Below are 22,281 nucleotides of genomic sequence, written 5' to 3' on the forward strand. Positions count from 1 at the left end.
TGCGCCAGACGGGCGTTCAGAGCCCGTTGGCCAGGCTGCCGAGCAGAGGCAGCCCGCTGAGGACTTTGCCCAGACCGCCCTTGCCGTTCTGACCGCCGAGCAGGCCGCCGAGCAGAGGCAGCCCGCCGAGCAGGCCGCCGCCTGCGCGCTCGGTGACGTTGGTGACGTTGGTGATGGGAGCGTCCTGCGCCGCGCTGGCGAGGGCGGGGCTACCGAGCACGCCGACGACAGTCAGCACCGCTGCGGTCGTGATTACACGGATCCGGGTCATATGCGTCCATTCTCTGGCTGATGTGGAGCTCAAACTCCAGCAGCTCGCCACCGGCCGATCAAGATCAACTGCGGGCCGTGGCAGAAGATCACCCGTTCGTGCCCCCTGGGCGTGCGGCTGCCCCGCTTCCCCCTCGTGAGCGTTTATCCGTGTTCTAACCCTGCTAACCACTCACGAGGGGGCCTTGGGCGGTGGGGTTGCGGAGAGGGCGCGGAGTTCGTCGAAGGCGCGCAGCAGATGTGCGTCCAAACTCTGCGCGGGGTCGGCGATCCAGGCCTGGACCGCGTGCTGATAGGCCGCCCAGCCGGTCCGGGCGGCCAAGTCGGCCAGCCCGTCACTGACACCGCGCTGCCGCAGTGCCTCCGCCACGCCGTCGGCGAGCCACGCGTGCTTTGTCAGCTCACGTTCGCGGAGCGCCGACCAGGGAGTCCGCTCCAGCGTCGTGCGACTCGCGCCGACCGTGCACGGCCCCGGCGATCACGGGTTCATCCCGGCACTCATCGCGGCCGCGCGCAGAGCGGGCGTCTCGGCCTACGTCGGCGACGGCGCCAATCGTTGGCCCGCCGTCCACCGCTTGGACGCCGCCCGCCTTTTCCGCCTGGCGCTGGAGAAAGCGCCCGCTGGCAGCGTGCTCCATGGTGTCGGCGAAAGCGCCGTCACGATCAGGAGCATCGCCGAGCACGTCGGGCGGATGCTCGGCATTCCCACCGCCTCGCTGTCCCTCGATCAGGCCGCCGAGCATCTCGGGAACCCGTTCCTGGCCAGGTTCTTCGCCCTCGACGTGCCCGTCTCCAGCTCGCACACCCAGGCGCTGCTCGGCTGGGCGCCGCAGCACGCACCATTGATCGAGGACCTCACGACCGGCGACTACTTCACCCCGCAGGCCAGCGTCCGCGCCGAGGAGATCTGGCTGCCGCGTCACGACCCGCGCCAGCACAGCGGGCACTGACGTACGCACCCGAAGGCGCGCAGGGTTTGCGCCAACGTGCTCTCTTGCGAGGGCGGACACGCTCGGTAAGGTCGGAGTCATGACCGCCCGGGAGCGTGGTGACTACGTCCGGCAGCTCGGAGCGGAAATACGCAATCGGCGCCTGGCTCGCGGGATGTCATTGCGGGCGTTGGCCAAAGAGCTCAATCTCAGCGGGCACGGCACGCTCGTCGATTACGAACACGGCCGGCGTATCCCACCGGAGGACCTGGTGGTGGGGTGCGAACGGGTCTTCCAGGTGTCCGACGGCACGCTGCGCAATCTGCGAGAGAAAGCGCTGGCGGAGCGGGCCGACCGCAAGACCGAGGACATGCTGCGCTCCTCCTCGCCCGAACCCGAACCCGAACCTGAACCCGAACCCGAACCGGTCGAACTGCCACGTCCCCGGCAGGTCAAGCGCTGGACCCTCGTCGCCGGGCTCGTAGTGGTCCTCGCGATCGCCACCGCGATCGGCGTCTGGCAGTGGGCGCCCGGCGGATCAGCACCCGTGGCGAACACAGCGGCGACCTCCGTCCGGTTCGGGTTCGAGGACGGCACCCAGCGGTGGAGTCCGTTGTGGGGCAACAAGAGGGTCACTTACCAGGCCACCTCGGCGGTGGCGTTCGAGGGCCGCCAATCCCTCCAGATCACCTCGACCGTCGCGAGCAACGACGAGGACAAAGCGATCGGCACCACCCACGGGCTGGAGACATTGCGCCCAGGGATGAAGGTGACCGTCTTCTTGCGGGTTCCCGGCCAGCAGCCGGCGAGCATCCGTTTCTTCGCGTACGACTCGCGGTCGGACGAGCACTGGGCTCCGGAATCGCCTGGCCCTGGCAACGAGATCCCGCTGCCGACGGGCACCGACTGGCAGCAGTACGTCTGGACCGTGCCGCAGGTGGACGAGGTCCACGCGATCGGCATGGAGATCTACCAAAGTTCGGACGAGCCGGTGACCATCTGGATGGACGCGGTGAACTGGTGACCGCGTCCACCTGAAGATCACCGCGATCTCACCGGCCCATGGCCGGACGCCCATCGCTGATCAGGGCTGGACCAAGGGCAGGAGGACCTCGTCGACGACGGCCTCGACTTCACGAGGGTCCATCTGGTCGCACTCCCACGCCTCAAGGGTGATCATGCGTGGGCCCACTGAGGCGACACGTTCCGTGACGCGTTCCGGCGCTGCTTCGCCTCGCTCGGCGGCCTCCCGCAGCACGGTCAGGAGAACCTCAAGGTGAGGGCGGATCACGAGACGGTGCACGTGCTCGAAGAGTTCCGGGTGGCGGTGCCGGTGCGCGATCAACGGGCGCAGCGCACGGCCGCGCGGCTCTTCCAAGGCCCGAGCGAGACGCGTGAGCAGGGCGATCAGATCGGCTCTGAGGGTTCCTGTACGCGGCGCGGCCGGGACGTCCCCGAAGCCGGTGGCCGGGTCGGTCAGGGCCGCCAGGACCAGCTCGGCCGGGGTGGACCAGCGCCGGTACAGCGCCGCCTTCCCGGTGCCCGCCGCGGCCGCGATCTTGTCGAAGGACAGCTCCTCGAAACTGGTCCGAGCCAGTTCCTCGAGGGTCGCGAGGCCGATCGCACCGGTGAGCGCTTCGCCGCGCCGACGGGTACCACTGCCCCCGGTCCGCGCCTGGACGCTCGTTCTGGTGGCCGCACCTTCGGGATCCATGGTTACCGATATAGCACGCCTGCCAGGCGGTGGACGCCGTGCTACGTTCTTAGTGAACCATTCTGTTCCTTATTGCGATTGGTGGTTCCGATGCCGAAGACGGTGCTGCGCGACGTCCGGGTGTTCGACGGGAACGAGCTGACCAGGCCCCGCACGGTCGTCATCGACGGGACGGTCATCGGCGAGGACCCGGCCGGCGGGCACGAGATCGACGCGGCCGGCGCGACACTCCTGCCTGGCCTGATCGACGCGCACGTCCACCTGCATGGCCCGGAGGATCTGCGCACGCTCGCCCGGTGGGGTGTCACCACCGGGCTGGACATGGCCTGCTGGCCGGTCGAGCGCGTGGCCTCACTCCGTGCGGTCACGGGCGCGGCGGACTTCCGCACCGCGGGCCTGCCGGCGATCGGGCGGGGCAGCCACGCGAAGATGCCCGCGATGCCCGAGGACGCCGTGATCCTGACAGCGGACGACGCGCGGCGGCACGTCGAAGCCAGGGCAGCCGAGGGCGTCGACTACATCAAGGGTGTCACCGAAGCCCCAGGCGAGGGCGGCCTGCCCGCCGACGCCCTGCGCGCCCTGGTCGCGGCCGCCCGGGAACACGGCCTCAAGACCGTGGTGCACGCCGTCTCGCCCGGCGCGTACTCCATCGCGGTGGATTCCGGCGCCGAGTTCGTCACGCACGTGCCGCTGACCGGCCCGATCCGGACCGAGGACATCGCCGCCATGAAGGCCGCGGGTCAGGTGGCTATCCCGACGATCACCATGATGGAAGGCATCCTCACGACGGGTCCGCAGGCCGGCCGGTTCCCGGTTGACGGCCTGCTGCGCAGCCTCGCGGATCTGCACGCCGCCGGCGTCGGAATCCTCGCCGGCACCGACGCCAACGACGAGCCCGGCGCCCCGATTGCCGTGCGCCACGGGGAAAGCCTGCACCACGAATTCGAACTCATGGCCCAGGCGGGCATGACGAGCGCGGAGATCCTGCGCTCGGCGACCGCGGACGCGGCGCGGGCCTTCGGCCTGACCGACCGCGGCACGATCGCACCGGGCCTGCGAGCCGATCTCGTACTGATCGCCGGCGATCCGCTCCAGGACATCGCGGCGACCCGCGACATCCGTGCCGTCTGGTGCGCCGGCACCGAAATCACCCCCACCACAGGCCACCCCTCGTGAGCGTTTATCCGTGTTAGAACCCTGATAAACACTCACGAGGGGGTTAGGGGAGTTGGGTGCGGCGGCGGGTCAGGTAGGCGGTTTCGGCGGTGTTGCCTGCCAGTTCGATTGCCTTGTCGTAGGCCGCACGGGACTCCTGGCCGCGGCCCAGCCGGCGCAGCAGGTCGGCGCGGGTGGCGTGGTAGGCGTGGTAGCCGGCCAGCCTGTCCTCAAGCCGGTTGACGGCCGCCAGTGCCACGTCCGGGCCGTCGAGCTCCGCGACCGCGATGGCCCGGTTGAGGGCGATGAGGGGGGACGGGTCGAGGCGGACGAGCTGGTCGTAGAGGGCGAGGACCTGTGACCAGTCGGTGTCGCGTACGTCGCGGGCGGAGGTGTGCACGGCGTTGATCGCGGCGAGGATCTGGTAGCGGCCCGGAGCCACGCCGGCGGCGGCAGCGGCGAGGCGTTCGCGCACCAGGCGGTGTCCCTCGGCGATCAGGGCCGTGTCCCAGGTGCCGCGGTCCTGATCGGCGAGGGGAACCAGTTCGCCGCTGGCCGAGACCCGGGCGGCACGGCGGGCCTCGATGAGCAGCATCAACGCCAACAGCCCGGCCACCTCACCGTCGTCCGGCAGAAGGGCACGGATCAGACGGGTGAGCCGGATCGCCTCGGCGGTCAGGTCGTGCCGGAGTGGATCGGTGTCGGGACCGGTGGCCAGGTAGCCCTCGTTGAAGACGAGGTACAGCACGGCGAGCACACCGGTGACGCGCGCCGGGAGATCCTCGGCGGACGGTACGCGATAGGGGATGCGAGCCGTCTTGATCTTGGCCTTCGCGCGGGTGATCCGCTGCCCCATGGCACTCTCGGCCACCAGGAACGCGCGGGCGATCTCGGGCACGGTCAGACCGCCGACCATGCGCAGCGTCAGCGCCAGACGGGCGTCCATCGCCAGCGCCGGGTGACAACAGGTGAAGATCAGCCGGAGCCGGTCGTCGTCGATGGCGCCGAGAGGTTCGGGCGGGTCGTCGTCGTGCACCAGCCGAGCCTCTTTGTGCTTGTCGTCGCGCTTGTTCTCGCGCCGGAGCCGGTCGATGGCCTTGTGGTTGGCGGTGGTGGTCAGCCAGGCGCCGGGGTTGGCAGGCACGCCGTCGGCCGGCCACCGCTCCACGGCTGTCGCGAACGCCTCGGCGGCGGCCTCCTCGGCGACGTCGAGGTCACCGAAACGCCTGGTCAGGGCGGCGACCACCCGGGCCCACTCCTCGTGGTGAGCCCGGGTGACCGCCTCGCGGACGTCGACCTCGTTCACAGGAACGGCCGCACCTCGATCTTCCGGTCGCAGATCTTCGACGCCTCGGTGGCGAGCTTGAGCGCCACATCCAGATCGGGGGCCTCCCACACCCAGACGCCGGCGAGGTACTCCTTCGACTCCACGAACGGCCCGTCGGTGAACACCGCCTGCTCGCCCCGGTTGTCGACCACCGTGGCCGCGTCGGTGTCCGCGAGTCCGCCCGCGAAAACCCAGTAGCCCTCGGCGATCAGCCGTTCGTTGAACGCACTGATGGCAGGTTGCCTGTCCGTGCTGCCGGGATTGCTCTTGTCGTCGATCACGGAAACCAGGTACCGCATTTGAATATCCTCTCCTGTGGTGTCAAGACAACGTGGTTCGGTGGTCAGGGACTTCAAGCCCTCGCGTATCGCGGCCGGTGGACCTGGATCGTCACGCCCTTCGAGTCGACTCGTGACTCGACCAGGTCGAGCGCGAGATCCGGGCCGGTCTCCGGGAACAGTCTCGTGCCCTGGCCGAGGATCACCGGGATCACGATCAGAGTCATCTCGTCGACCAGATCGTTCTCCAGCAGCCACCGGGTCAGGGCGCCACTGCCGTGCACCTGCAGGTCACCCCCGGGCTTGGCCTTCAGCTCGCTGATGGCCGCCGTGAGGTCACCGCGGAGCATGGTGGTGTTGTCCCAGCGCGGCGCGGTGAGCGTGGTCGAGGCAACGTACTTGGGCGCCTCGTTCAAGGCCACGCCGATGGGATGGGCGCGCATCTGGCCGATTGATCCCCAGGACCCGGCGAACAACTCGTAGGTGCGCCGGCCGAACAGGAACGCCTCGGCGCGCTGGTAGGTCTCAGTGATGAACGTCCTGGTCTCGTCGTCACCCTTGCCCAGGGCCCATCCACCGCGCTCGAATCCGTTCCTGCGGTCATCCGACGCGGCGCCGTTCCCTTGCATCACGCCATCGATGGTGACCTGAGTCATGGTCGTCAGCTTCATGACCGCGGCTCCTTGTCTTGGCGCCGCCCCTTGTGGACGGCCTCGCCCCTGCTACGAACACCACCGCCCGGATCCGACACCTCCTCCCGGATTTCTCCGCGGAAATTTCGTACTCCCCAGGGAGTACGCGTCCTGCCACGGGAGGACCGGCAAGTGCCATCCGCGGCCGGTCGATTCCCGCCGTCCACGTCGGTCACAGTGCTCACACCACGAACCGGAAGGACAACGCACATGATCGACACCGCGGCGCGGACCCGTTGGTCACTGGTGATCCTGATCGCCGCCCTCACGCTGGCGTGCGCCAATGTCGGCCAGATCCTGTTGACGCACGCGAACTACATGTCCTGGTCGCGGATTGGCGTGGCGGAGATGGACGCCGTGCACGACAGTTGGGAGAGCATCGTCGACATCGTCATCATGCCGCTGTCGATCGCGTCGGCGGCCAGCATGGTCGCGGTGGCGTTGCTGCGGCATCCGCGTGTGCCGTGGTGGGCGGTCGGGGCCGGCATCGGGTTGCAGGTGGCCGTCTTCGTGACATCGTTCACGATGTGGGCGGAGTGGCAGAACCAGATCGGGACCAGCGGGCTGGTCCGGATGCCGGACGGGTCGCTGAGCGAACCGTACGTGCGGCTCATGGACACGCATTGGCTGCGGATCGCGATGATGACCGTCTTCGCGTTGTTCCTGGTGGGCATGGCGATCGCGGCGGTGACGCGCCGGTCGCCGCCGGCCGGACGGGACCGTACCTACGCGGCGGCCGCGGCCTGACCGTGACCGGAAGACCGATGAGCAGGGCGTTGACCGACGTCCTGCTCGCCGTGCTGGCCACCGCGGTGGCGGTGGGCTGGGCTGTGCTGGCGCCGCAACCCAAGCCTCTCGACGCCTGGGGCGTGTTACTCGCCGTGGCCGCGTGCGCGCCGCTCGCGGTACGGCGGCGAAGGCCGGTCGTTGTGCTGGTCGTGCACATGGCGGTGTCTGTGCCCTACCACGCGCTGGACTACCCGCACGACGCGCTGGTGGTGCCGGGGCTGCTGGTCGTCTACACGGTGGCGTCCGTGATGCGCAGGCCCCACTCGCTGCTGGTGGGCACCGGCGCCGTGGTGGTGGTGCTGGTCATCCGGGCCGTGGACGACGGCCGGGTCCGGTTCGACACGCTCACCACGCTGGGATGGATGGTGGCCGCCGTCGGCGTCGGCGAGGCCGTGCGCAGCAGGCGCGCGTACCTCGCGGAGATCGTCGACCGTGCCGAGCGGGCCGAGCGGACCCGGGAGGAGGAAGCGCTGCGGCGCGTCACCGAGGAGCGGCTACGCATTGCCCGCGACCTGCACGACCTGCTGGCACACAGCATCACGCTCATCCACGTGCAGGCCGGTGTCGCGGCCCACCTGCTCGCCGAGTCCGCCGACCGTCTGAACAGGACAGTCATGGTCCGGAGCCTCGACACGATCACCGAGGCGTGCCTGCGGGCACGTGCGGAACTACGGGCGACACTGGCCGTGTTGCGGGACTCCACGATGACCGAGCACCCGGACGAGGACCGCCGGCCGGTGCCCGCCCTGTCCCGGCTGTCCGACCTCACCGCGCCGGTCACCGCGGTCGGCGTCACGGTCGACCTGGTGTCCACAGGGGACAGCCGGCCGCTGCCGCCCGCGGTGGAGGTCGCCGCCTACCGCATCGTGCAGGAGGCACTGACCAATGTGGTCAAGCACGCGGTGGCGACACGGGCGCGGGTCGAGCTGGCGTACCTGCCGGACGCACTGGTAGTCACGGTGACCGACGACGGCCGGGGCGGGGCGGGGACCGCGGGTGGGTACGGTTTTGTCGGCATGGTCGAGCGCGCCCGCAGCGTCGGCGGCACACTGACCGCCGGATCGGCACGGGACGGCGGGTTCCGCGTCATGGCCGAACTGCCGACGGGAGAGCACGGGTGAGCACACGGGTCCTGCTGGCGGACGACCAGGCGCTGGTGCGTGGCGCGTTCGCGATGCTCATCTCGTCCGCGCCGGACATGGCGGTGGTCGGTGAGGCGGCGACCGGGGCCGAGGCGCTGAAGTTGTTGCGTACCACACCCGTCGACGTCGTGGTGATGGACATCCGGATGCCGGAGCTGGACGGCATCGAGACGACGAGGCGGATCGTGCGGGACGAGCACCTTGCCGGCGTGCGCGTGCTGGTTCTCACCACCTATGACACGGACGAGAACGTGGTCGCCGCGTTGCGTGCCGGAGCAAGCGGTTTCCTGGTGAAGGACACCCGCCCGGCGAACCTGCTGCACGCGATCCGCACGGTCGCGGCCGGCGAGGCATTGCTGGATCCCGGCCCGACCGCCACGTTGATCGCCCGGTTCCTGCGTACGCCGGAGCCCGGTCCGGCGCCGGAGCGACTGGGCGTGCTGACCGGACGCGAGCGTGACGTGCTCCGCCTTGTCGCGGCCGGGCTCACCAACGGCGAGATCGCGGCCGCACTGGTGCTCAGCCCGCTGACCGTGAAGACCCACGTCAGCCGCATCATGTCCAAACTGGACGCACGGGACCGCGTGCAGCTGGTGATCACCGCCTACGAAACCGGCCTCCGGTGAGCGACGACTCATTGTCTGAACGACGAGAAGCGGCGCATAGGTCACACGCCCTCGTCCATCACCCCCTCGTGAGTGTTTATCAGGGTTCTAACACCGATAAACACTCACGAGGGGCCTTGCTGCGTTCGAGTGAATCCGGGGCGGCTCGACTTGCCGCGGTGTTGGGCGATGGGTTCGCGTGAGAGCCTGCTGTGGCTTGGTCGTAGACGGCAAAGGCCCGCTCCCGGGGAGCTTGGGCCGGGCGAGGGGAGCGGTCGATGCTTGAGGCGTTCCGGAGAACTGTGCGGGCCGAGGCCAGCCGAGTGGTGGACAAGGTGGCCAGGCGGGTGGTGCGCGAGTTGGAGCCGGTCATCCGGCGCGAGGTCGACCGCACGATCCAGGCGTTGGCCGAGGCGGAGTTCCGGGCGCGGCGGGACATGCTCGTCGCCGGTGAGCGGGACGCGGCGCTGGCGGCGGCGAAGTTCGTCGAGGCGAACATGCCGGTGGCCCGCTCGTTCAGCGACCCAGAGAGCACGCTGCGCTACGCGCTGGAGATCGCGCCGCCCGAGGGTATGGCGCTGGAGTTCGGGGTGTTCCAGGGCCGGTCGCTGAAGATCATCGCGGCCGTCCGGTCCGGTGATGTGTACGGCTTCGACTCGTTCAAGGGGCTGCCTGAGGACTTCCGCTCGCATGTGCGCGAGGGGGCGTTCGCCCTGGACGCGGTTCCCGAGGTGCCCGGCGCGCAGCTCGTGGTCGGCTGGTTCGACGACACGCTGCCCGGTTTCCTGGCCGAGCACTCCGGTCCGGTGGGCTTCCTGCACGTCGACGGTGACCTGTACTCCTCGACCAAGACCGTGTTCGATCTGGTCGGTCCACGCCTGCGGGTCGGCTCGGTCGTCCTCTTCGACGAGTTCTTCAACTACCCCGGCTGGGAGAAACACGAGTTCCGCGCCTGGCAGGAGTTCCTGTCGAATACCGGAACCGAGGCCAGCTATGAGGCCTACACGATGAACAACGAGCAGGTCGTCGCCCGTATCACCAAGCTCGGCGAGTTCGAGCGCCCATAACGCCGGCGTCTCCCCGACGAAACCCCAGACCGGGAGGCCAGTCCAACGGCCTGCCTGGCAGACGGGTACAGGTCGGCTTCAGGTTCGGCACAGGACCGCTCCATCACCGGATGCCACCTTCACGTCCGGGCGAACGCCCGACGATTGGAGGAAGTGCGATGGTGAAGAGGTCAGTCCTTCGGTGTGCGACCGCCGCCGCGGCGATCGCGGGCGCGGTCACCCTGGTGGCACCGGTCGTGGCCAACGCGCAGGTCGCCCGCGAACCGGCGTCCTGCCCAGGCGGTTACTTCTGCGCGTACGACGGCACCAACTACGGCGGAACCGAGTTGCTGCAGAGCAACGCCCGTGCGGGCAGCGACCACATCACCGTGGCCAGCGACCGGGTTACGTCGGCCGCGAACCACACCGGCAACTACTGGTGCGCCGTGAACGCCAGCTGGCCGGCTGACATCACGATCTGGCGGTGGGCGCCGGGTACCCACACCAGGGACATGGGCAGTGGGTCCAACCGGACCGACTGGTTCTACGTGCGCACGGCGTCGCAACAGTGCGACTAGGCATTCGAGGCCACCGGGGGGTGAGGGGTGAGCTGCTTGGGCTCACCCTGATCCTCGCGGTCGTCGGCTGTGCGGCGCACGATGACCGGCCGCTCGACCCGGCGGTGCGGGCGGCCGCGCTGAGCCTGGTGGACGAGCCCGACCGGGTCCTGGTGCGGGCCGAGTACCGGGCGATCGCCGAGTGCATGGCCGGGCACGGGATGCGGTATCCACCGGCTGAGACGATGCAGGCGGACGTGCCCGTGAGCGATGGATACGGCGGGCGCTTGGCCGCAGTGCCCGACCCGTCGACGGATTCCGACCTGGTCCAGCGCGCCTACCTGGACGGGCTGCCTCAGAATGAGCGGAGCAGGTACTGGAACACGCTGCGGCCGGAGAACTCACCGATGAGTTCGGTGGTTCTGCCGGACGGCAAGCAGGTCAGCCTGGCCGTCGACGGTTGTGAGGCGGCCGGGCGGGCGGCGGTCTACGGTTCGGTACCGGATTACCTGGGAACAATGACCTTTCCGGCCGCGGTCGCGGCTGCGGCCGGGGACGTCACGAACACACCGGCCGTTCGGACCGCCCTGGCCGGGTACGGCGGGTGCATGTCCGCCGCCGGGTACCAGGTCGGCAGCCCACGGGAAGCACTGGCGCTCGCCCGTCAACGGTTCGGTACGCGGGAGAACGCCGCGCCGGCAGGGGAGGACGAGCGCGTGATGGCGGCAACGGACCATGGATGCCAACGGCAGAACCGGATTCCGCAGGTTCTCAGGTCCACAATGGTCGATCAGGCCGCTGGGTGGATCATGTCGGTGGAGCGGGACGTCCTGCGGTTGGCCGAGATTCAGCGGCGAGCGGTGCGGCGGGCCTCGGCGATGGTGGGGCCCTGATCGCTATCCGGTCAACCGTGCCAGCGCGGCTTCGATCTGGCGGACACGGCGGGACGAATTCAGGTCACGCCACAGGTGCAGGGCTTGTTCGTAGGTGTCGGCGGCGGCGCGGTGGTCGCCTCGTTTGGCGTGGATCTCGCCGAGGGTGACCAGCGCGCGGCCGGCGCTCCACCGGTCGTCGGCCTGCCAGGCGTGGCTGAGGCGCTCGGTGGCCAGCCGTTCGGCGAGGTCCAGCCGGCCGTGGGCGGCGGCGACCCCGGCCAGGTCACCTCCGCCGTAGTCGGTCATGGACGCTTCGCCGAGCTCACGGATCAGGGTCTGCGCGCGGGACAGGCATGCGCGGGCGTCGTCGAAGCGGCGCATCCGGCAGTACATCAGGCCGACGTTCTTGATGGTCCACAGTTCCAGCAGGGGCGCCCCGCCCGCGGTGAACGCGTCCCGGGCCTCCTCCAGCAGACCGAGGTAGTCGGCTGGTTCGCCGGCCGCGCGTTTGGCCAGTGCCAGCCGGGAGGCCTCGAAACCCACGGCCAGCGCGTCACCTTCCCGCCGGGCCGCCAGCAGAGCCGCCGACACCGTCGGTTCCTCGACGGTCACGGGAGCAACCGGTTCACCGGCCGGCAGGTCGAAGTAGGCCGCGACGGTCAGCGCACCGTAGCGGAGGCTGCTGCGGTGCTCGTCGCGGATGCCTTCGACCTGCATCAGCAGGCCCAGCATGGTGGCCTGCCCCTGCCGGTCGGCGGTGGCGTCGGCGCCGCGCAGCCCTGCGGTCAGCACGTCGTGCCATTCGGTGTACCGGCCGCGTAGTTCAAGGTACGTCGACAGGCGTTGCGCGATCGGCCAGGCCGGGTGGCCGTCACGGGCCGCTTGGTGCACCGCGCTGGTCAATGCGGTGGTTTCCTCGTCGAACCATCGCATCGGGTTCCGGGCTGCCGTCGCGAGGGCGTCCGGTGCGGGTCGCCAGATCGGTGCCGGTTCGGGGTCGAGGCCGAACCAGTGTCCCAACTGGTCGTCGGCCGCGGCGGCCAGCGCGTGCCAGCCGCTGAGCACGCGAGCCACGCCGCGATCACCTGTCGGCGCCGGGCTGTGTTCGGCGGCGACGAGGTGTATCAGGTCGTGCATCCGGTAACGCGGGCCGGTGAGCGTGTTCCCCGCGGGTTCGATGAGGTGGATCTCCACGAGGTCGTCCAGGAGGCGTTCGGCTCGGCCGGCCGGCAGGTCGAGGATCGCGGCGGCCACCCAGGCGGGGAATTCGGGCAGCTCCAGGCAGCCGAGTCCCCGCAGCAGCCGTTGGTGGGCGTCGGTCAGGCCCGTGCAGCTCTGCGAGATGCTGGCTCGCACACCCACATCGCCCAGTTGCAGCCAGTCCAGCCGGTCGAGGCTGTCGGCGAGCCGGACCGCGAGGTCGGTGGCGGTCCAGTTCGGACGGGTGGCCAGGCGGGCACCGGCGAGCCTGATCGCGAGCGGCAGGCCGTCGCACAGCCGCACGATCCGTTCGTCAGCTTCCGGTTCGCACGGGTGTGGCCGGCCGGCGACGGCACGCAGCAGCGTGATTCCGTCGTCGTCGGGCAGGACGTCCAGCGAGATCCTGCGCAGGGGTTGTAGCCCGGTGAGCCGTTTCCGGCTGGTCATCAGCAGCCCGCACCCGCCGGCCACGGGCAACAGGGGCTGCACGGTGGATTCGTCGTGCACGTCGTCCAGCACGATGAGCACACGCCGCCTGGCCAGTACGTCGGTGAGCGTCTCGGCGAGCTCGGCCGGGCTGGTGGTGTCCGGCCGGATGCCCAGGCCGGCGAGCAGCCGCGTGAGCACCGAGGCGGTGGGCCGGTCGGGGCCGACGGTGGCGTAGAGCTGTCCGTCGGGGAACCGGCCACGCGTCCGGTGCGCCACGCGGATCGCGAGCACGGTTTTGCCGACCCCGCCGGGCCCGGTGATCGCGACCGGATCGGTGCCCAGCCAGCTCGCCACGGCGATGACCTGCTCGTCGCGGCCGATGAACAGGGGCGGGTCGGGTGGCAGCTGGCTGGGCACGGGCTGCTGCTGACCGGTGAGGATGGATCGTTGGACACGTTTCAGGCCGGGGCCTGGATCGACGCCGAGTTCGTCGGCCAGCAGCGTGCGGACCCGGGCGTAGGCCGCGAGTGCTTCGGCACGCCGTCCGCTGCGGTCCAGTGCGACCATCAGCTGCTCCCACAGCCGTTCCCGCAACGGGTTCGCCCGGGTCAACGTGTCCAGGTCGGTGATCAACTCGGCGTGCCGGCCGTCGGCCAGTTCGGCGGTCATCCGGGTCTCCACGGCCACGAGCCGTTGCTCGTTCAACCACGTGGCGGCTTCCCGCACCATCGGCGTGACCGGCACGTCAGCGAACGCGGGACCTCGCCACAGCGCCAGCGCCTCGCTGTACCGGCCCGCCCGCGTCAGCGACGCGAACTCGTCCGTGTCGATGTCACCGTCGGCGGCCGCCAGCAGGTAGCCGGGTGCGCGGGTGACCAACAGCTGCCCGTCCCGGTCGGCCAGCAGGCCGCGTAGCCGGGCGATGTAGCCGTGGATGACGTTTGTCATCGTGGCGGGTGGATCGTCAGCCCAGAGTTCCTGCGCGATGCGGTCGATCGACACGACCTGGCGGGCGTTGACGAGCAAGACCGCCAGCAGCGACCGCCATTTCGCCGCTCGCACCGTGCGCCACGCCGTACCGTCGAACACTTCCAGTGGCCCTAGTATTCGGAACTTCATCCGCCACCGTCTCCCCTCGGCCGCGAACTACTCGCTTCTGAGGAGACTCATGATGGCTATGGACGGTTGCCCGGCCGTGCGAATTGAAGTTCGTTCACGCAAACGGCCTACGGACGTGCCGTCCGCGCCACGAGGGAGCGGGTCAGCGGCTGGTGGTGTGGCTGAAGCGATCCAGTGATGCCATGAGATGGCGGCGGCTTGGGTGTACGGATTGTGTCGAGTGGACGGCCGGTCAGTCCTTAGTGGCCGCACTATCGAATTCTTACCGTTACCCGGCACCGGAACTAGTCTCGGAAGACGGCACTCGGATCGGATATGGAGGTGTGCTGTGCAGGTTCAGTCGTGGCTCGTGCTGGCGCTCACCGGTGCACTGGTGACCGGTGGTGTCGCGGGAGCCGATGCCGTCGACCACAGGGCCAGCACCGTGGAGGTGACGGCCAAGCGGACTCTGATGTCGGCTCCCGCGGCTCCGGCGGTGGGTGCGGGGTTCGTCAGCGGCGGTCAACTGTTCGACGCACAGGGCGCCGTCCAGGTCGGCGAAGGGTATTCCCACTGCGGCGTGCTGGCGGTGTCAGTCACGGTGCCGCCGGAGGTGACGACGCACTGCACATCGACGTTCCGGTTGAAGGACGGCGAACTGCACCTGTCCGGGATACGCGTCTACAAGACGATCGCGCTGGGCTTCGGCGACACGACGGTGGCGGTCGTCGGCGGCACCGGCGCGTACACCAACGCTCGTGGTGAGGGCAAGGTGACCCGGGCGAACACGCAGGACGTGGCCTACAGGTTCATTTTCACGTTGCCGGACTGAGCGCCGGTCACGGGCCGGTCAGCAGTTCGCCGCCAACGGGCACGACCGGCGCCCGGCGGTTGTCCACGACCACCAGTTCCGGCCGGTCCTCGCCACGCCACTGCCCACCCGCCAACGGGATCGTCGCCACGCCCGGCACGGGCCCGGAAGTCCAGTCGAGCACACCGGCCAGGGTCGCCAAGCGAGTGCGTGCCAGCACCTGGGCAGCGCTCGCCCGAGAGTCCGAATTGGTCACCGCGTGGCAGCCCACCTCCATCAGGGCATGCGCCAGGCCAAGTGGCTGCAGCCACGGCGACTTGGTGGCGTCCTCATAGGCTGTCGCGAGGTCGCGGGGTGTGCGGCCGGCGGCCCGGTGGGCGTGCCCCGGCGTCCATGACACGATCGTGGCGACTTGGTCCAGCCCGTGCCGGGCCACGCCGAACGGGTACGTCAACCAGCGCGAGCAGGTGATCAGCCGGGGCCGAGTGCGGCTGACGGCCGCCGCGAGGTCGGCCGCGGTGGCGGCCGCGGTCAGCACTTCCACCCCCGCCACGTCGGGCAGCCGGCCGCTGGACTCCTGATACGGCAGGTCGACCAGGTTGTGCCCGCGTGCCACCGCGACCGGCCGGAACCACCGCCGCAACGCCTGGCCCTGCGTCTTGTCGTTCCACAGACAGCCGACGACGCGTGCCTGGCCCAGGTACTCCCACAGGTCGGCGAACACCGTCGCGATGTCGTCCAGGCCCCAGCCGAAGTGGAAGGCCCACCCGGGACGGTGACCGGCGGCGAACACCTGCCACGGCAGAGTCGTGGACACGCAGGGTACTTCGCGTTCGGTGCAGGCGCTGGCGACCGCGGGCAGGGTCTCCGTCCCGCCGAGGGTCACCACGACCCGGACGCCCGCGTCCACCAGGGACAGTGCGGCGGCGCGTGCGCCGCCGGTGGTCGACCCGCTGTCGCGGATCAGCACGCCGACGGGCCAGTGCAGGGCACCTGTGACGAAGTCCAACGGCGTACCGAGGGGCGTCAGGCGTCCGGTCGCCGCGAGGACAACCCCGATCAGTGGTCGTGACACCAAAGCACCGTACAAACAGCGGGACCGTCACGATCGGGCGAACCCTGCCCCACCTCGTGAGTGTTTATCCGTGTTCTAACACCGATAAACACTCACGAGGGGGTCACCGGGGCACCGGGACGCGTGACCAGTCGATGTCCGAACCCATGTAGAAACTGGTGTACGACGGTTGGTTGTAGGTGGTCTGCTGCCGTGCGACCTCCGCTCGGTACTGCTTGTCATGCATCAGCGTGTACAGCTTGCGGTCGGTCACCTCGGTGCTGAGATAGATTCGTACTGCGGTGCTGTCCGCGGTACGGACCAGCATCTCCTCCCGCCAGTCACCGAGAATGTCAGCGACCAGACACGGGTTACCCTTCGTGGAGTTGTTGGCCAGCGCGCCGTCGGCGACGAGCAGCACGCCGCGTCGCCAGTCCTCGATCCTCGGCGGTTCCACGGTCGTCGCGGCGGCACCGTTGACTATTTGCGTTGTCATGTCGGCCGCCCACCGGATGCTTTGGTTCGTCCCCGGGATGGTGCTGGAAACGAAGTCGCCGTCCGCTGTCCACAGGCCGACTCCGTTGGACGCCCAGGTCTCCAGCCCCGGCTCTTCGGGGATGATGTCGCCGACCATGCCACGACCGGTGTCCACGCCTGTGTACTTGCCGTAGATCACTCCACCGGTCGCCGCGTCGCGCAGCGCGGCGCCGTACGGCGCGACCGTGCCGCCCTCGTGGACCTGGAAGACCTCCAGCCCCGGGCGACGTGGATCGATGTCTGTGACGTGCAGAGCGTCGCCGTGGCCCAGCCGGACGTTCTGGCCGGGGACGCCGCTCTGCGGCGGCGCGATCGCGAACGAGCTGGACAGCAGGCCGCCGTCGTGGTCGATGGTCGCGGCACCATAAACGATCTCGTGCTTCCCGTCACCGTCCACATCAGACGTGCTGAGTGAGTGCACGCCTTGGGTCGTGATCGTCCGGTACTCCGGGTGGGTCCCGTCCCTGCCGTGCGGGCTGTCGTTGAACGGGTTGGTCATCGGCACCCAGCCACTGTCCACATGCCACTCTTCTCGCAGACGCCGTCCGTCCCAGCGGTACGCGACAAGGGCCGCACGCGTGTAGTAGCCGCGAGCGAAGATCGCGGACGGCCGCCTGCCGTCCAGGTACGCCACAGTGGCAAGGAACCGGTCGACCCGGTTGCCGGGCTCGATGCGCGACATCGCGTAGTCGCCCCACATCAGGCCGTCGTCGTGCCGTCCGGGTTTGTAGTGGACAGTCTGTAACTCTCGTCCGGTGGCGCCGTCGAACACTGTCAGATACTCGGGTCCGTCGACGATGAAGCCCGCGAACGCTCGCAAGTTGTTGCGGCTGCTGCGGCTCGGCGCGTACACGTCGATGAAGTGGTCGGCCAGCGCCTCGGCATCCGTGCGCGACAACGGGTAGCTGTAGCGCGGCGCGATGCCGAAGGCCTGTTCGAGTGTGCGCGGCCATCGTCCGGCCAGCACTTCGAGGTGCTTGTGCCAGCCGCGGAACATGTCGACGACATGCTCGTAGTAGCCCTCGGCGCTCAGCCGGTAGTCGTCGGCATGCGAGAAGCCCGCCCGCACGTCCTGCGCCGGCATCGTGATGAACCGTTGCGAGGCAACGTTTCCGGCTCTGTCGTAGGAGATGGTCCTCGTGCCCGGTGCGGTCTTGACCATCGTCTCCGCACGTCCGTCACCGTCGAAGTCGTAGACGAGGAACTGCGTGTAGTGCGCCCCGGCCCTGATGTTGACGCCGAGGTCGATCCGGTACAGCAGGGTGCCGTCCAGTTCGTACGCGTCGATGTACACCGGCCCGGTGTAGCCGACCTGGGACACGTCCTTGGAGTTCGACGGATCCCACTTGACGATGTACTCGTACTGGCCGTCCCCGTCGAAATCACCGACGCTCATGTCGTTGGCGGAGTACGTGTACGCCTCTCCGGCCGGGGTGACGCCGTCGGCGGGCTTGCGGAGCGGCAGGTTGTAAAAGCCGTTCGTCCACGGTGAAACCGCCGCACTGAGGCCGGTCTGCTTGCCGCGCTCAACCGCGGCGACGCGGTAGGAGGACGTGGACGCGCCGTCACGGTCGAGGTAGTTGGTGCTGTCGGTGACGGTGGCGATCCGCTTTCCGTCCCGGAGGACATGGAACTTCGGCCCGGCCATGCCGGTGGCCGTTCGCCCGGTGACCTCATGGCCGAGCAACCGCCAGCTGAGAAACACTCCTTCGCCGGTGCCGACCGCGACCAGCCCGCGATCGAGCCGCTCAAGCTGAACCGCGTGCGCGGGGGCGGCCAAGACCGGCGGCGAGCCACCCGGAACAAGCGTCGCCAGGACAACGGCGATCGTGAACACCACGCGTGAACCTCGTCGTCCACGGAACATCGCCCGACCTCCCGCACCAGTGGGACGATTGAAACGTTTTAATTCCGGGCTCCTCCCACGCTAGCGCGGCGTACACGACCCGAACAAGAGGCCGATCGGCTGCTCAGCGCCAGGATTTCGCAGCCGCGGCGGCACCACCGGACAGGCTTCGGGTGTCAGTGGCCGGGCAGCAGGCGGCTGGTGCCGATGGTGAAGCCGATCGTCGCTCCACCTCCCGCCTGGTTCCTGGCGAACGTCGCCCCGCCGTGGGCTTCGGCGATGCCGGCCACGATGGCCAGGCCGAGGCCCGAGCCGGGCAGTGCCCGGGACGTGTCCGCGCGGTAGAAGCGGTCGAAGATCCGGTCGATGTCCTTGGTGTCCAAACCAGGCCCGCGGTCCGACACCGCGATGGTGCCCGCCCGGACCTCGACGCGGATCGGGCCGGTGCCGTCGGTGTCGAACTTCGCGGCGTTCTCCAGCAGGTTGCTGACGGCGCGTTCCAGGGCGAGTCGCTGTCCGCGCACCCGCGTCCGGTCGGCGTCGATGGTGACCTCGCGTTCGGTCCGGCGCCGTGCCCGCGTGGCCGCGTTCCGGGCGACGTCGGCGAGTTCGACGTCGGTCTCCTCCTCGTCGGTACCTCTCGCGAGCGCCAGCGCGATCAACTCGTTGACCAGATGGGACAGCTCCCTGGTCTCGCCCTCGACGTCGGCGAGCAGTCGCGCGCGCGAGTCCGGCGCGAGCCGGTCGAGGCGGCGCAGCACGCTGGCGTTGGTGCGCAGGCTCGTGAGCGGGGTGCGCAACTCGTGCGCGATGTCCTGGATCAGCCGTTCCTGCGCTTCCCCTGAATCCGTCAGCCTGCGCAGCATGGTGTTGAACGACGACGACAGCCGTGCCACTTCGTCCCGTCCCCGCACCGGGACCTGCCCCGCGCCCAGGCCGGAGGCGCTGACGTCCTCGGCGATCGCGGTCAGCCGCACCAGCCGCCGGGTGATCCGGCGTGCCAGCACGAAGCCGAGACCAGCGGCGACCGCGGTCACGAGCAGAGCGAGCAGGGTGATCTCCTTGGCCAGCCCGCTGAGCACCTGCCGCGACTGGTTGACGTCGATGCCGACCTGCACCGCTCCCGTCCCGTCGCCCAAGGACGTGGTCAGCACACGGTAGGTGTCGTACCGTGCGATCACCTCAGCGGTACTCGTGGCGCCCCGTGCCGACCCGGCGGCGAGAGCACGATCGGCGTCGCTGACGGGGAAGGTCACGTCGCGCCCACCGAGCGGTGTGACGCCGCCGCTGGGGTCGATTCGCTGCGCGGTCAGCGGCAGCAGGTGCTTCACGCCTTCGTCGCCGGTGAGCTCGGTGACCGGGTCGTGCAGCACCCCGTGGTGTCCGTCGATCACGGCGGCGGAGGCTGTGTGCAGGCTGCGGTCCACCTCGCCGGTGACGCGTTCGAGCGCGGACCTGAAAGCGAGCACGCCTACCATCGCCGCGACGATTCCGGCGACGACGGCGAAGGCGAGAGCGAGCCGGGTTCCGAGGTTCACGGGCGCCGCACCGTGTACCCGACGCCGCGCACCGTGTGGATCACCGACGAGGCCCCCGCCGCGGCCAGTTTGCGCCGCAGGTAGCCGACGTAGACGGCCAGGTTCTTGGAATCCCCGCCGAAGTCGAAGCCCCAGATCCGGTCGTACACCGTCGAGTGGTCGAGCACGACGCCCTCGTTGCGCATGAGCAGTTCCAGCAGGTCGAACTCGGTCTTGGTCAGGGTCAGCTCGGTCGTCGCCCACCACGCGCGGCGGCTGGCCGGATCGAGCCGCAGCTCCCCGACCGACAGGGCACGGTCATCGCTGTCGTCCGACGGGACGGCCCGCCGCAGCAGCGCGCGCAGGCGCGCCAGGAGCTCGTCAAGTTCGAAGGGTTTGGGCAGGTAGTCGTCGGCGCCCGCGTCGAGACCGGCGACCCGGTCGGAGGTCTCGACCCGCGCCGTGAGCATCAGCACCGGCACCCGGTCGCCTTCCGCCCGCAGGAGCCGGACGACGCCGAGCCCGTCGAGCTCGGGCATCAGCACGTCCAGGACGAGGACGTCGAACTTCTGCCTGCGGACCCGGGTCACCGCCTTCACCCCGTCGTCGACGTCGACGACGGAATAGCCCTCGAGCTCCAGCGCGCGGACGAGCGACTCACGAATCGCCCGGTCGTCGTCGGCGATCAGCACGGTGCGGGTCATCGAGTTCCTTCCGCATCTCAACGGTTGCCGATGATTCTCGCCGAGTGGGCACCGCGGATCACCGGAATCGACCTGGAAGTCGGTAGGAACCTGGTGAGAATCCGCCGATGCGACCGGCCGCGTCATTACCTTCGGGTGCAGCGATTTCTCTGTTCCGCGGATATCCGCACCGTCACCGAAGGAAGTTTTGTGGACTCCACCGTGCACACCCACTCCCCGCCGGACAGGTCAGGACACACCCGATGGAACATGCGGCTCGTCGGGCAGATCGCCGCGTTGCTGCTCGCGAACATCACCGCGGACACGGTGATCGTCCTGCCGCTGCTCGTCCTGCCGCAGATGCTCGACCACTTCCACACCGGCCAGGCCGCGTGGATCAGCTCCACCGCGATGCTCGCCGGGGCGATGTGGGCGCCGCTGTTCGGCAAGAGCGCGGACATCCACGGCAAACGCAGGATGCTGACGGTGGCGCTGCTCGTCGCCTGCGGCGGTGCCTTGATCTGCCTCACCGCCCCCAACCTCTGGATCTTCGTACTCGGGCGCATGCTGCAAGGCGCCGCCGTGGCGGCGGTCTTCCTGACTGTCGCGATCGTCCGTGACCTCTGCGCACCGCGGATCGCGATGCCCGCGGTGGGTGCGGTGACCACCGGCGCGGGAGTGGTGGGGCTCGCGGTGAGCGCCAACATCGAACCGCTCGCCGCGCAGTTCGGGTTCCGGATCGTGTTCGTGGCCTCGGCGCTGTTCGCGACCGCAGCGGTGATCTGCATCCGTGCCTTCGTCCCGGAATCCACGGTGCGGACGCCGGGACGAGTCGACGTCGCGGGAACCCTTCTGCTCGGCGGGGGCCTGGTCGCGGTGCTCGCGTACATCAGTCTCGGACCGGACATCGGCTGGCTCAGCGTTTGGGCGCTCGCGTTGCTCGCCGCCGGCGTGGCGGCGCTCACCCGGTGGTACCTCGTGTCCAGCCGGATTCCCGAGCCGGTGATCGACATCAGGAACCTGGGCAGGCCGATGGTGCTCACACTGCTCGTGGTCGTGCTCGCCAACGGCGCCGTGCAGAGCATGGACCAGCTCCTCAGCCTCATCGCGCAGGTCTCAGCGGACCAGGGGCTGGGCTACGGGCTCGACGCCCAGGGCTCGCTGGCCCTGCTGTTCGGCCTGCCCGCCATCGGAATCATGGCCGGAGGGCTGATCTCGGGCTGGCTCGCGGCCCGCACCGACCCGTCCGTGGCGCTGACCGGAGGCGTCCTGGTGGGCACCGTGGGCACCCTTGGCATGTTCCTCGGCGCATCCTCGTTCCCGGTCGCCATCTCCTTCGCCATGCTGCTGAACCTGAGCGTCGGATCGCTCCTGGCTTCCGGGTTCAACATGGCGGCAGTGCTCACCCCACCAGAACGCCAAGGCGTGATCTCAAGCATGGTCACGGTGATGAGCGCGATCGGCTCGGTGGGCGTGAGCTTTGTCGGCGCGGCGGTCCTGTCTTCCACGAGCGTGGTGGTCGACGGCGCCACGGTGAACTCCGCCACGGGCGTGTTCAGCTACGTCGCGATCGCGGCCGGAGTGTTCGTGGTCGCCGCGGTGCTCGCCTGCCTGCTGGTCGCGCACCGACGCGCCAACCGCCCACAAAGGACCGTCACGTCAGCGTCGCCACAGTGACGTCGGAAACAGCGGCTTCGGTCCTTTTGACGAGCGGAACCGGTGAACTG

At 69.4% G+C, this 22,281-nt stretch carries 22 protein-coding genes; 11 read left to right on the forward strand and 11 right to left on the reverse strand.

Translation table 11 applies throughout. The features are described from left to right. Positions 1-16: 16 nt before the first annotated feature. Entirely contained in the window at positions 17-271 is a 255-nt protein-coding gene (locus tag GC106_RS27855; protein ID WP_173136673.1) for a hypothetical protein, read from the reverse strand. A gap of 171 nt (positions 272-442) precedes the next feature. Further along, positions 443-640 (reverse strand): hypothetical protein, encoded by a 198-nt coding sequence (locus GC106_RS27860; protein WP_173136675.1) that lies wholly within the window; start codon positions 638-640, stop codon positions 443-445. Here GC106_RS27860 and GC106_RS27865 point away from each other — a divergent pair. After that, positions 609-1,220, forward strand: a complete 612-nt coding sequence (locus GC106_RS27865) for an NAD-dependent epimerase/dehydratase family protein (RefSeq protein ID WP_446684945.1) — start codon at positions 609-611, stop codon at positions 1,218-1,220. The two genes, GC106_RS27860 and GC106_RS27865, sit on opposite strands and share 32 nt — an antisense overlap. A gap of 79 nt (positions 1,221-1,299) precedes the next feature. Further along, the gene (locus tag GC106_RS27870) at positions 1,300-2,223 is read left to right on the forward strand and encodes a helix-turn-helix domain-containing protein (RefSeq protein ID WP_173136679.1); all 924 of its coding nucleotides are present in this window, start codon (positions 1,300-1,302) and stop codon (positions 2,221-2,223) included. A gap of 60 nt (positions 2,224-2,283) precedes the next feature. Here the strand turns inward: GC106_RS27870 and GC106_RS27875 are convergent, their stop codons facing one another. Continuing rightward, positions 2,284-2,913: a TetR-like C-terminal domain-containing protein gene (locus GC106_RS27875; RefSeq protein ID WP_173136681.1), complete on the reverse strand. Its 630-nt coding sequence runs from the start codon at positions 2,911-2,913 to the stop codon at positions 2,284-2,286. Positions 2,914-3,003: 90 nt separating this feature from the next. On the opposite strand from GC106_RS27875, the gene GC106_RS27880 reads away from it, so the two are divergent. Continuing rightward, positions 3,004-4,089: an amidohydrolase family protein gene (locus tag GC106_RS27880; protein ID WP_173136692.1), complete on the forward strand. Its 1,086-nt coding sequence runs from the start codon at positions 3,004-3,006 to the stop codon at positions 4,087-4,089. Between the two features lie 43 nt (positions 4,090-4,132). Here the strand turns inward: GC106_RS27880 and GC106_RS27885 are convergent, their stop codons facing one another. The 3 genes from GC106_RS27885 to GC106_RS27895 are packed head-to-tail and all read right to left on the reverse strand — an operon-like array spanning position 4,133 to position 6,344. Further along, positions 4,133-5,374 (reverse strand): RNA polymerase sigma factor, encoded by a 1,242-nt coding sequence (locus tag GC106_RS27885; RefSeq protein WP_173136694.1) that lies wholly within the window; start codon positions 5,372-5,374, stop codon positions 4,133-4,135. Continuing rightward, positions 5,371-5,694, reverse strand: a complete 324-nt coding sequence (locus GC106_RS27890; protein WP_173136696.1) for a YciI family protein — start codon at positions 5,692-5,694, stop codon at positions 5,371-5,373. The genes GC106_RS27885 and GC106_RS27890 overlap by 4 nt, the downstream gene beginning before the upstream one ends. 53 nt (positions 5,695-5,747) lie before the next feature. Beyond that, complete coding sequence (locus GC106_RS27895; RefSeq protein WP_173136698.1) at positions 5,748-6,344, reverse strand: dihydrofolate reductase family protein; 597 nt, start codon at positions 6,342-6,344, stop codon at positions 5,748-5,750. Between the two features lie 231 nt (positions 6,345-6,575). On the opposite strand from GC106_RS27895, the gene GC106_RS27900 reads away from it, so the two are divergent. From GC106_RS27900 to GC106_RS27925, 6 genes are all read left to right on the forward strand, one after another. Beyond that, positions 6,576-7,112 carry a hypothetical protein gene (locus tag GC106_RS27900; protein WP_173136700.1) on the forward strand — a complete coding sequence of 179 codons (537 nt, stop codon included), beginning with the start codon at positions 6,576-6,578 and terminating at the stop codon, positions 7,110-7,112. Between the two features lie 17 nt (positions 7,113-7,129). Continuing rightward, positions 7,130-8,275 carry a sensor histidine kinase gene (locus GC106_RS27905; RefSeq protein WP_173136702.1) on the forward strand — a complete coding sequence of 382 codons (1,146 nt, stop codon included), beginning with the start codon at positions 7,130-7,132 and terminating at the stop codon, positions 8,273-8,275. After that, on the forward strand, positions 8,272-8,922 hold the full coding sequence (locus GC106_RS27910) for a response regulator (RefSeq protein ID WP_173136704.1): 651 nt from the start codon (positions 8,272-8,274) through the stop codon (positions 8,920-8,922). The genes GC106_RS27905 and GC106_RS27910 overlap by 4 nt, the downstream gene beginning before the upstream one ends. Positions 8,923-9,179: 257 nt before the next feature. Continuing rightward, the gene (locus GC106_RS27915) at positions 9,180-9,968 is read left to right on the forward strand and encodes a class I SAM-dependent methyltransferase (protein WP_173136706.1); all 789 of its coding nucleotides are present in this window, start codon (positions 9,180-9,182) and stop codon (positions 9,966-9,968) included. 158 nt (positions 9,969-10,126) lie between these two features. Next, positions 10,127-10,525, forward strand: a complete 399-nt coding sequence (locus GC106_RS27920; protein WP_173136708.1) for a peptidase inhibitor family I36 protein — start codon at positions 10,127-10,129, stop codon at positions 10,523-10,525. 20 nt (positions 10,526-10,545) lie between these two features. Beyond that, positions 10,546-11,397, forward strand: coding sequence for a hypothetical protein (locus tag GC106_RS27925; RefSeq protein WP_173136710.1), 852 nt, complete (start codon positions 10,546-10,548; stop codon positions 11,395-11,397). A gap of 3 nt (positions 11,398-11,400) precedes the next feature. On the opposite strand, the gene GC106_RS27930 is transcribed toward GC106_RS27925, so the two are convergent. Beyond that, positions 11,401-14,127 carry an AfsR/SARP family transcriptional regulator gene (locus GC106_RS27930; RefSeq protein WP_173136712.1) on the reverse strand — a complete coding sequence of 909 codons (2,727 nt, stop codon included), beginning with the start codon at positions 14,125-14,127 and terminating at the stop codon, positions 11,401-11,403. A 328-nt stretch (positions 14,128-14,455) separates the two neighbouring features. Here GC106_RS27930 and GC106_RS27935 point away from each other — a divergent pair, with 328 nt between their 5' ends. Beyond that, entirely contained in the window at positions 14,456-14,938 is a 483-nt protein-coding gene (locus tag GC106_RS27935) for an allene oxide cyclase barrel-like domain-containing protein (protein ID WP_173136714.1), read from the forward strand. A gap of 7 nt (positions 14,939-14,945) precedes the next feature. Here the strand turns inward: GC106_RS27935 and GC106_RS27940 are convergent, their stop codons facing one another. The 4 genes from GC106_RS27940 to GC106_RS27955 all read right to left on the reverse strand — a co-directional run bounded on the left by GC106_RS27940 (position 14,946) and on the right by GC106_RS27955 (position 20,575). Further along, positions 14,946-15,992 (reverse strand): ABC transporter substrate-binding protein, encoded by a 1,047-nt coding sequence (locus GC106_RS27940; protein ID WP_217281035.1) that lies wholly within the window; start codon positions 15,990-15,992, stop codon positions 14,946-14,948. A 103-nt stretch (positions 15,993-16,095) separates the two neighbouring features. Further along, on the reverse strand, positions 16,096-18,348 hold the full coding sequence (locus tag GC106_RS48935) for a rhamnogalacturonan lyase (protein WP_312872893.1): 2,253 nt from the start codon (positions 18,346-18,348) through the stop codon (positions 16,096-16,098). 182 nt (positions 18,349-18,530) lie between these two features. After that, positions 18,531-19,892: a sensor histidine kinase gene (locus GC106_RS27950; protein ID WP_173136720.1), complete on the reverse strand. Its 1,362-nt coding sequence runs from the start codon at positions 19,890-19,892 to the stop codon at positions 18,531-18,533. Beyond that, positions 19,889-20,575, reverse strand: coding sequence for a response regulator transcription factor (locus tag GC106_RS27955; protein ID WP_173136722.1), 687 nt, complete (start codon positions 20,573-20,575; stop codon positions 19,889-19,891). The genes GC106_RS27950 and GC106_RS27955 overlap by 4 nt, the downstream gene beginning before the upstream one ends. Before the next feature lie 189 nt (positions 20,576-20,764). Here GC106_RS27955 and GC106_RS27960 point away from each other — a divergent pair, with 189 nt between their 5' ends. Next, positions 20,765-22,231: an MFS transporter gene (locus GC106_RS27960; RefSeq protein ID WP_312872894.1), complete on the forward strand. Its 1,467-nt coding sequence runs from the start codon at positions 20,765-20,767 to the stop codon at positions 22,229-22,231. The last annotated feature ends 50 nt before the right edge of the window (positions 22,232-22,281 follow it).

The organism is Kibdelosporangium persicum, from assembly GCF_013280595.1.
In the GTDB taxonomy this organism is placed as follows: Bacteria; Actinomycetota; Actinomycetes; order Mycobacteriales; family Pseudonocardiaceae; genus Kibdelosporangium; species Kibdelosporangium persicum.

Coding starts and splice junctions, on each gene's coding strand:
- GC106_RS27855 (WP_173136673.1), bottom strand. CDS start 271: ATGACCCGGATCCGTGTAATCACGACCGCAGCGGTGCTGACTGTCGTC.
- GC106_RS27870 (WP_173136679.1), top strand. CDS start 1,300: ATGACCGCCCGGGAGCGTGGTGACTACGTCCGGCAGCTCGGAGCGGAA.
- GC106_RS27875 (WP_173136681.1), bottom strand. CDS start 2,913: ATGGATCCCGAAGGTGCGGCCACCAGAACGAGCGTCCAGGCGCGGACC.
- GC106_RS27880 (WP_173136692.1), top strand. CDS start 3,004: ATGCCGAAGACGGTGCTGCGCGACGTCCGGGTGTTCGACGGGAACGAG.
- GC106_RS27890 (WP_173136696.1), bottom strand. CDS start 5,694: ATGCGGTACCTGGTTTCCGTGATCGACGACAAGAGCAATCCCGGCAGC.
- GC106_RS27895 (WP_173136698.1), bottom strand. CDS start 6,344: ATGAAGCTGACGACCATGACTCAGGTCACCATCGATGGCGTGATGCAA.
- GC106_RS27900 (WP_173136700.1), top strand. CDS start 6,576: ATGATCGACACCGCGGCGCGGACCCGTTGGTCACTGGTGATCCTGATC.
- GC106_RS27905 (WP_173136702.1), top strand. CDS start 7,130: ATGAGCAGGGCGTTGACCGACGTCCTGCTCGCCGTGCTGGCCACCGCG.
- GC106_RS27915 (WP_173136706.1), top strand. CDS start 9,180: ATGCTTGAGGCGTTCCGGAGAACTGTGCGGGCCGAGGCCAGCCGAGTG.
- GC106_RS27920 (WP_173136708.1), top strand. CDS start 10,127: ATGGTGAAGAGGTCAGTCCTTCGGTGTGCGACCGCCGCCGCGGCGATC.
- GC106_RS27930 (WP_173136712.1), bottom strand. CDS start 14,127: ATGAAGTTCCGAATACTAGGGCCACTGGAAGTGTTCGACGGTACGGCG.
- GC106_RS27955 (WP_173136722.1), bottom strand. CDS start 20,575: ATGACCCGCACCGTGCTGATCGCCGACGACGACCGGGCGATTCGTGAG.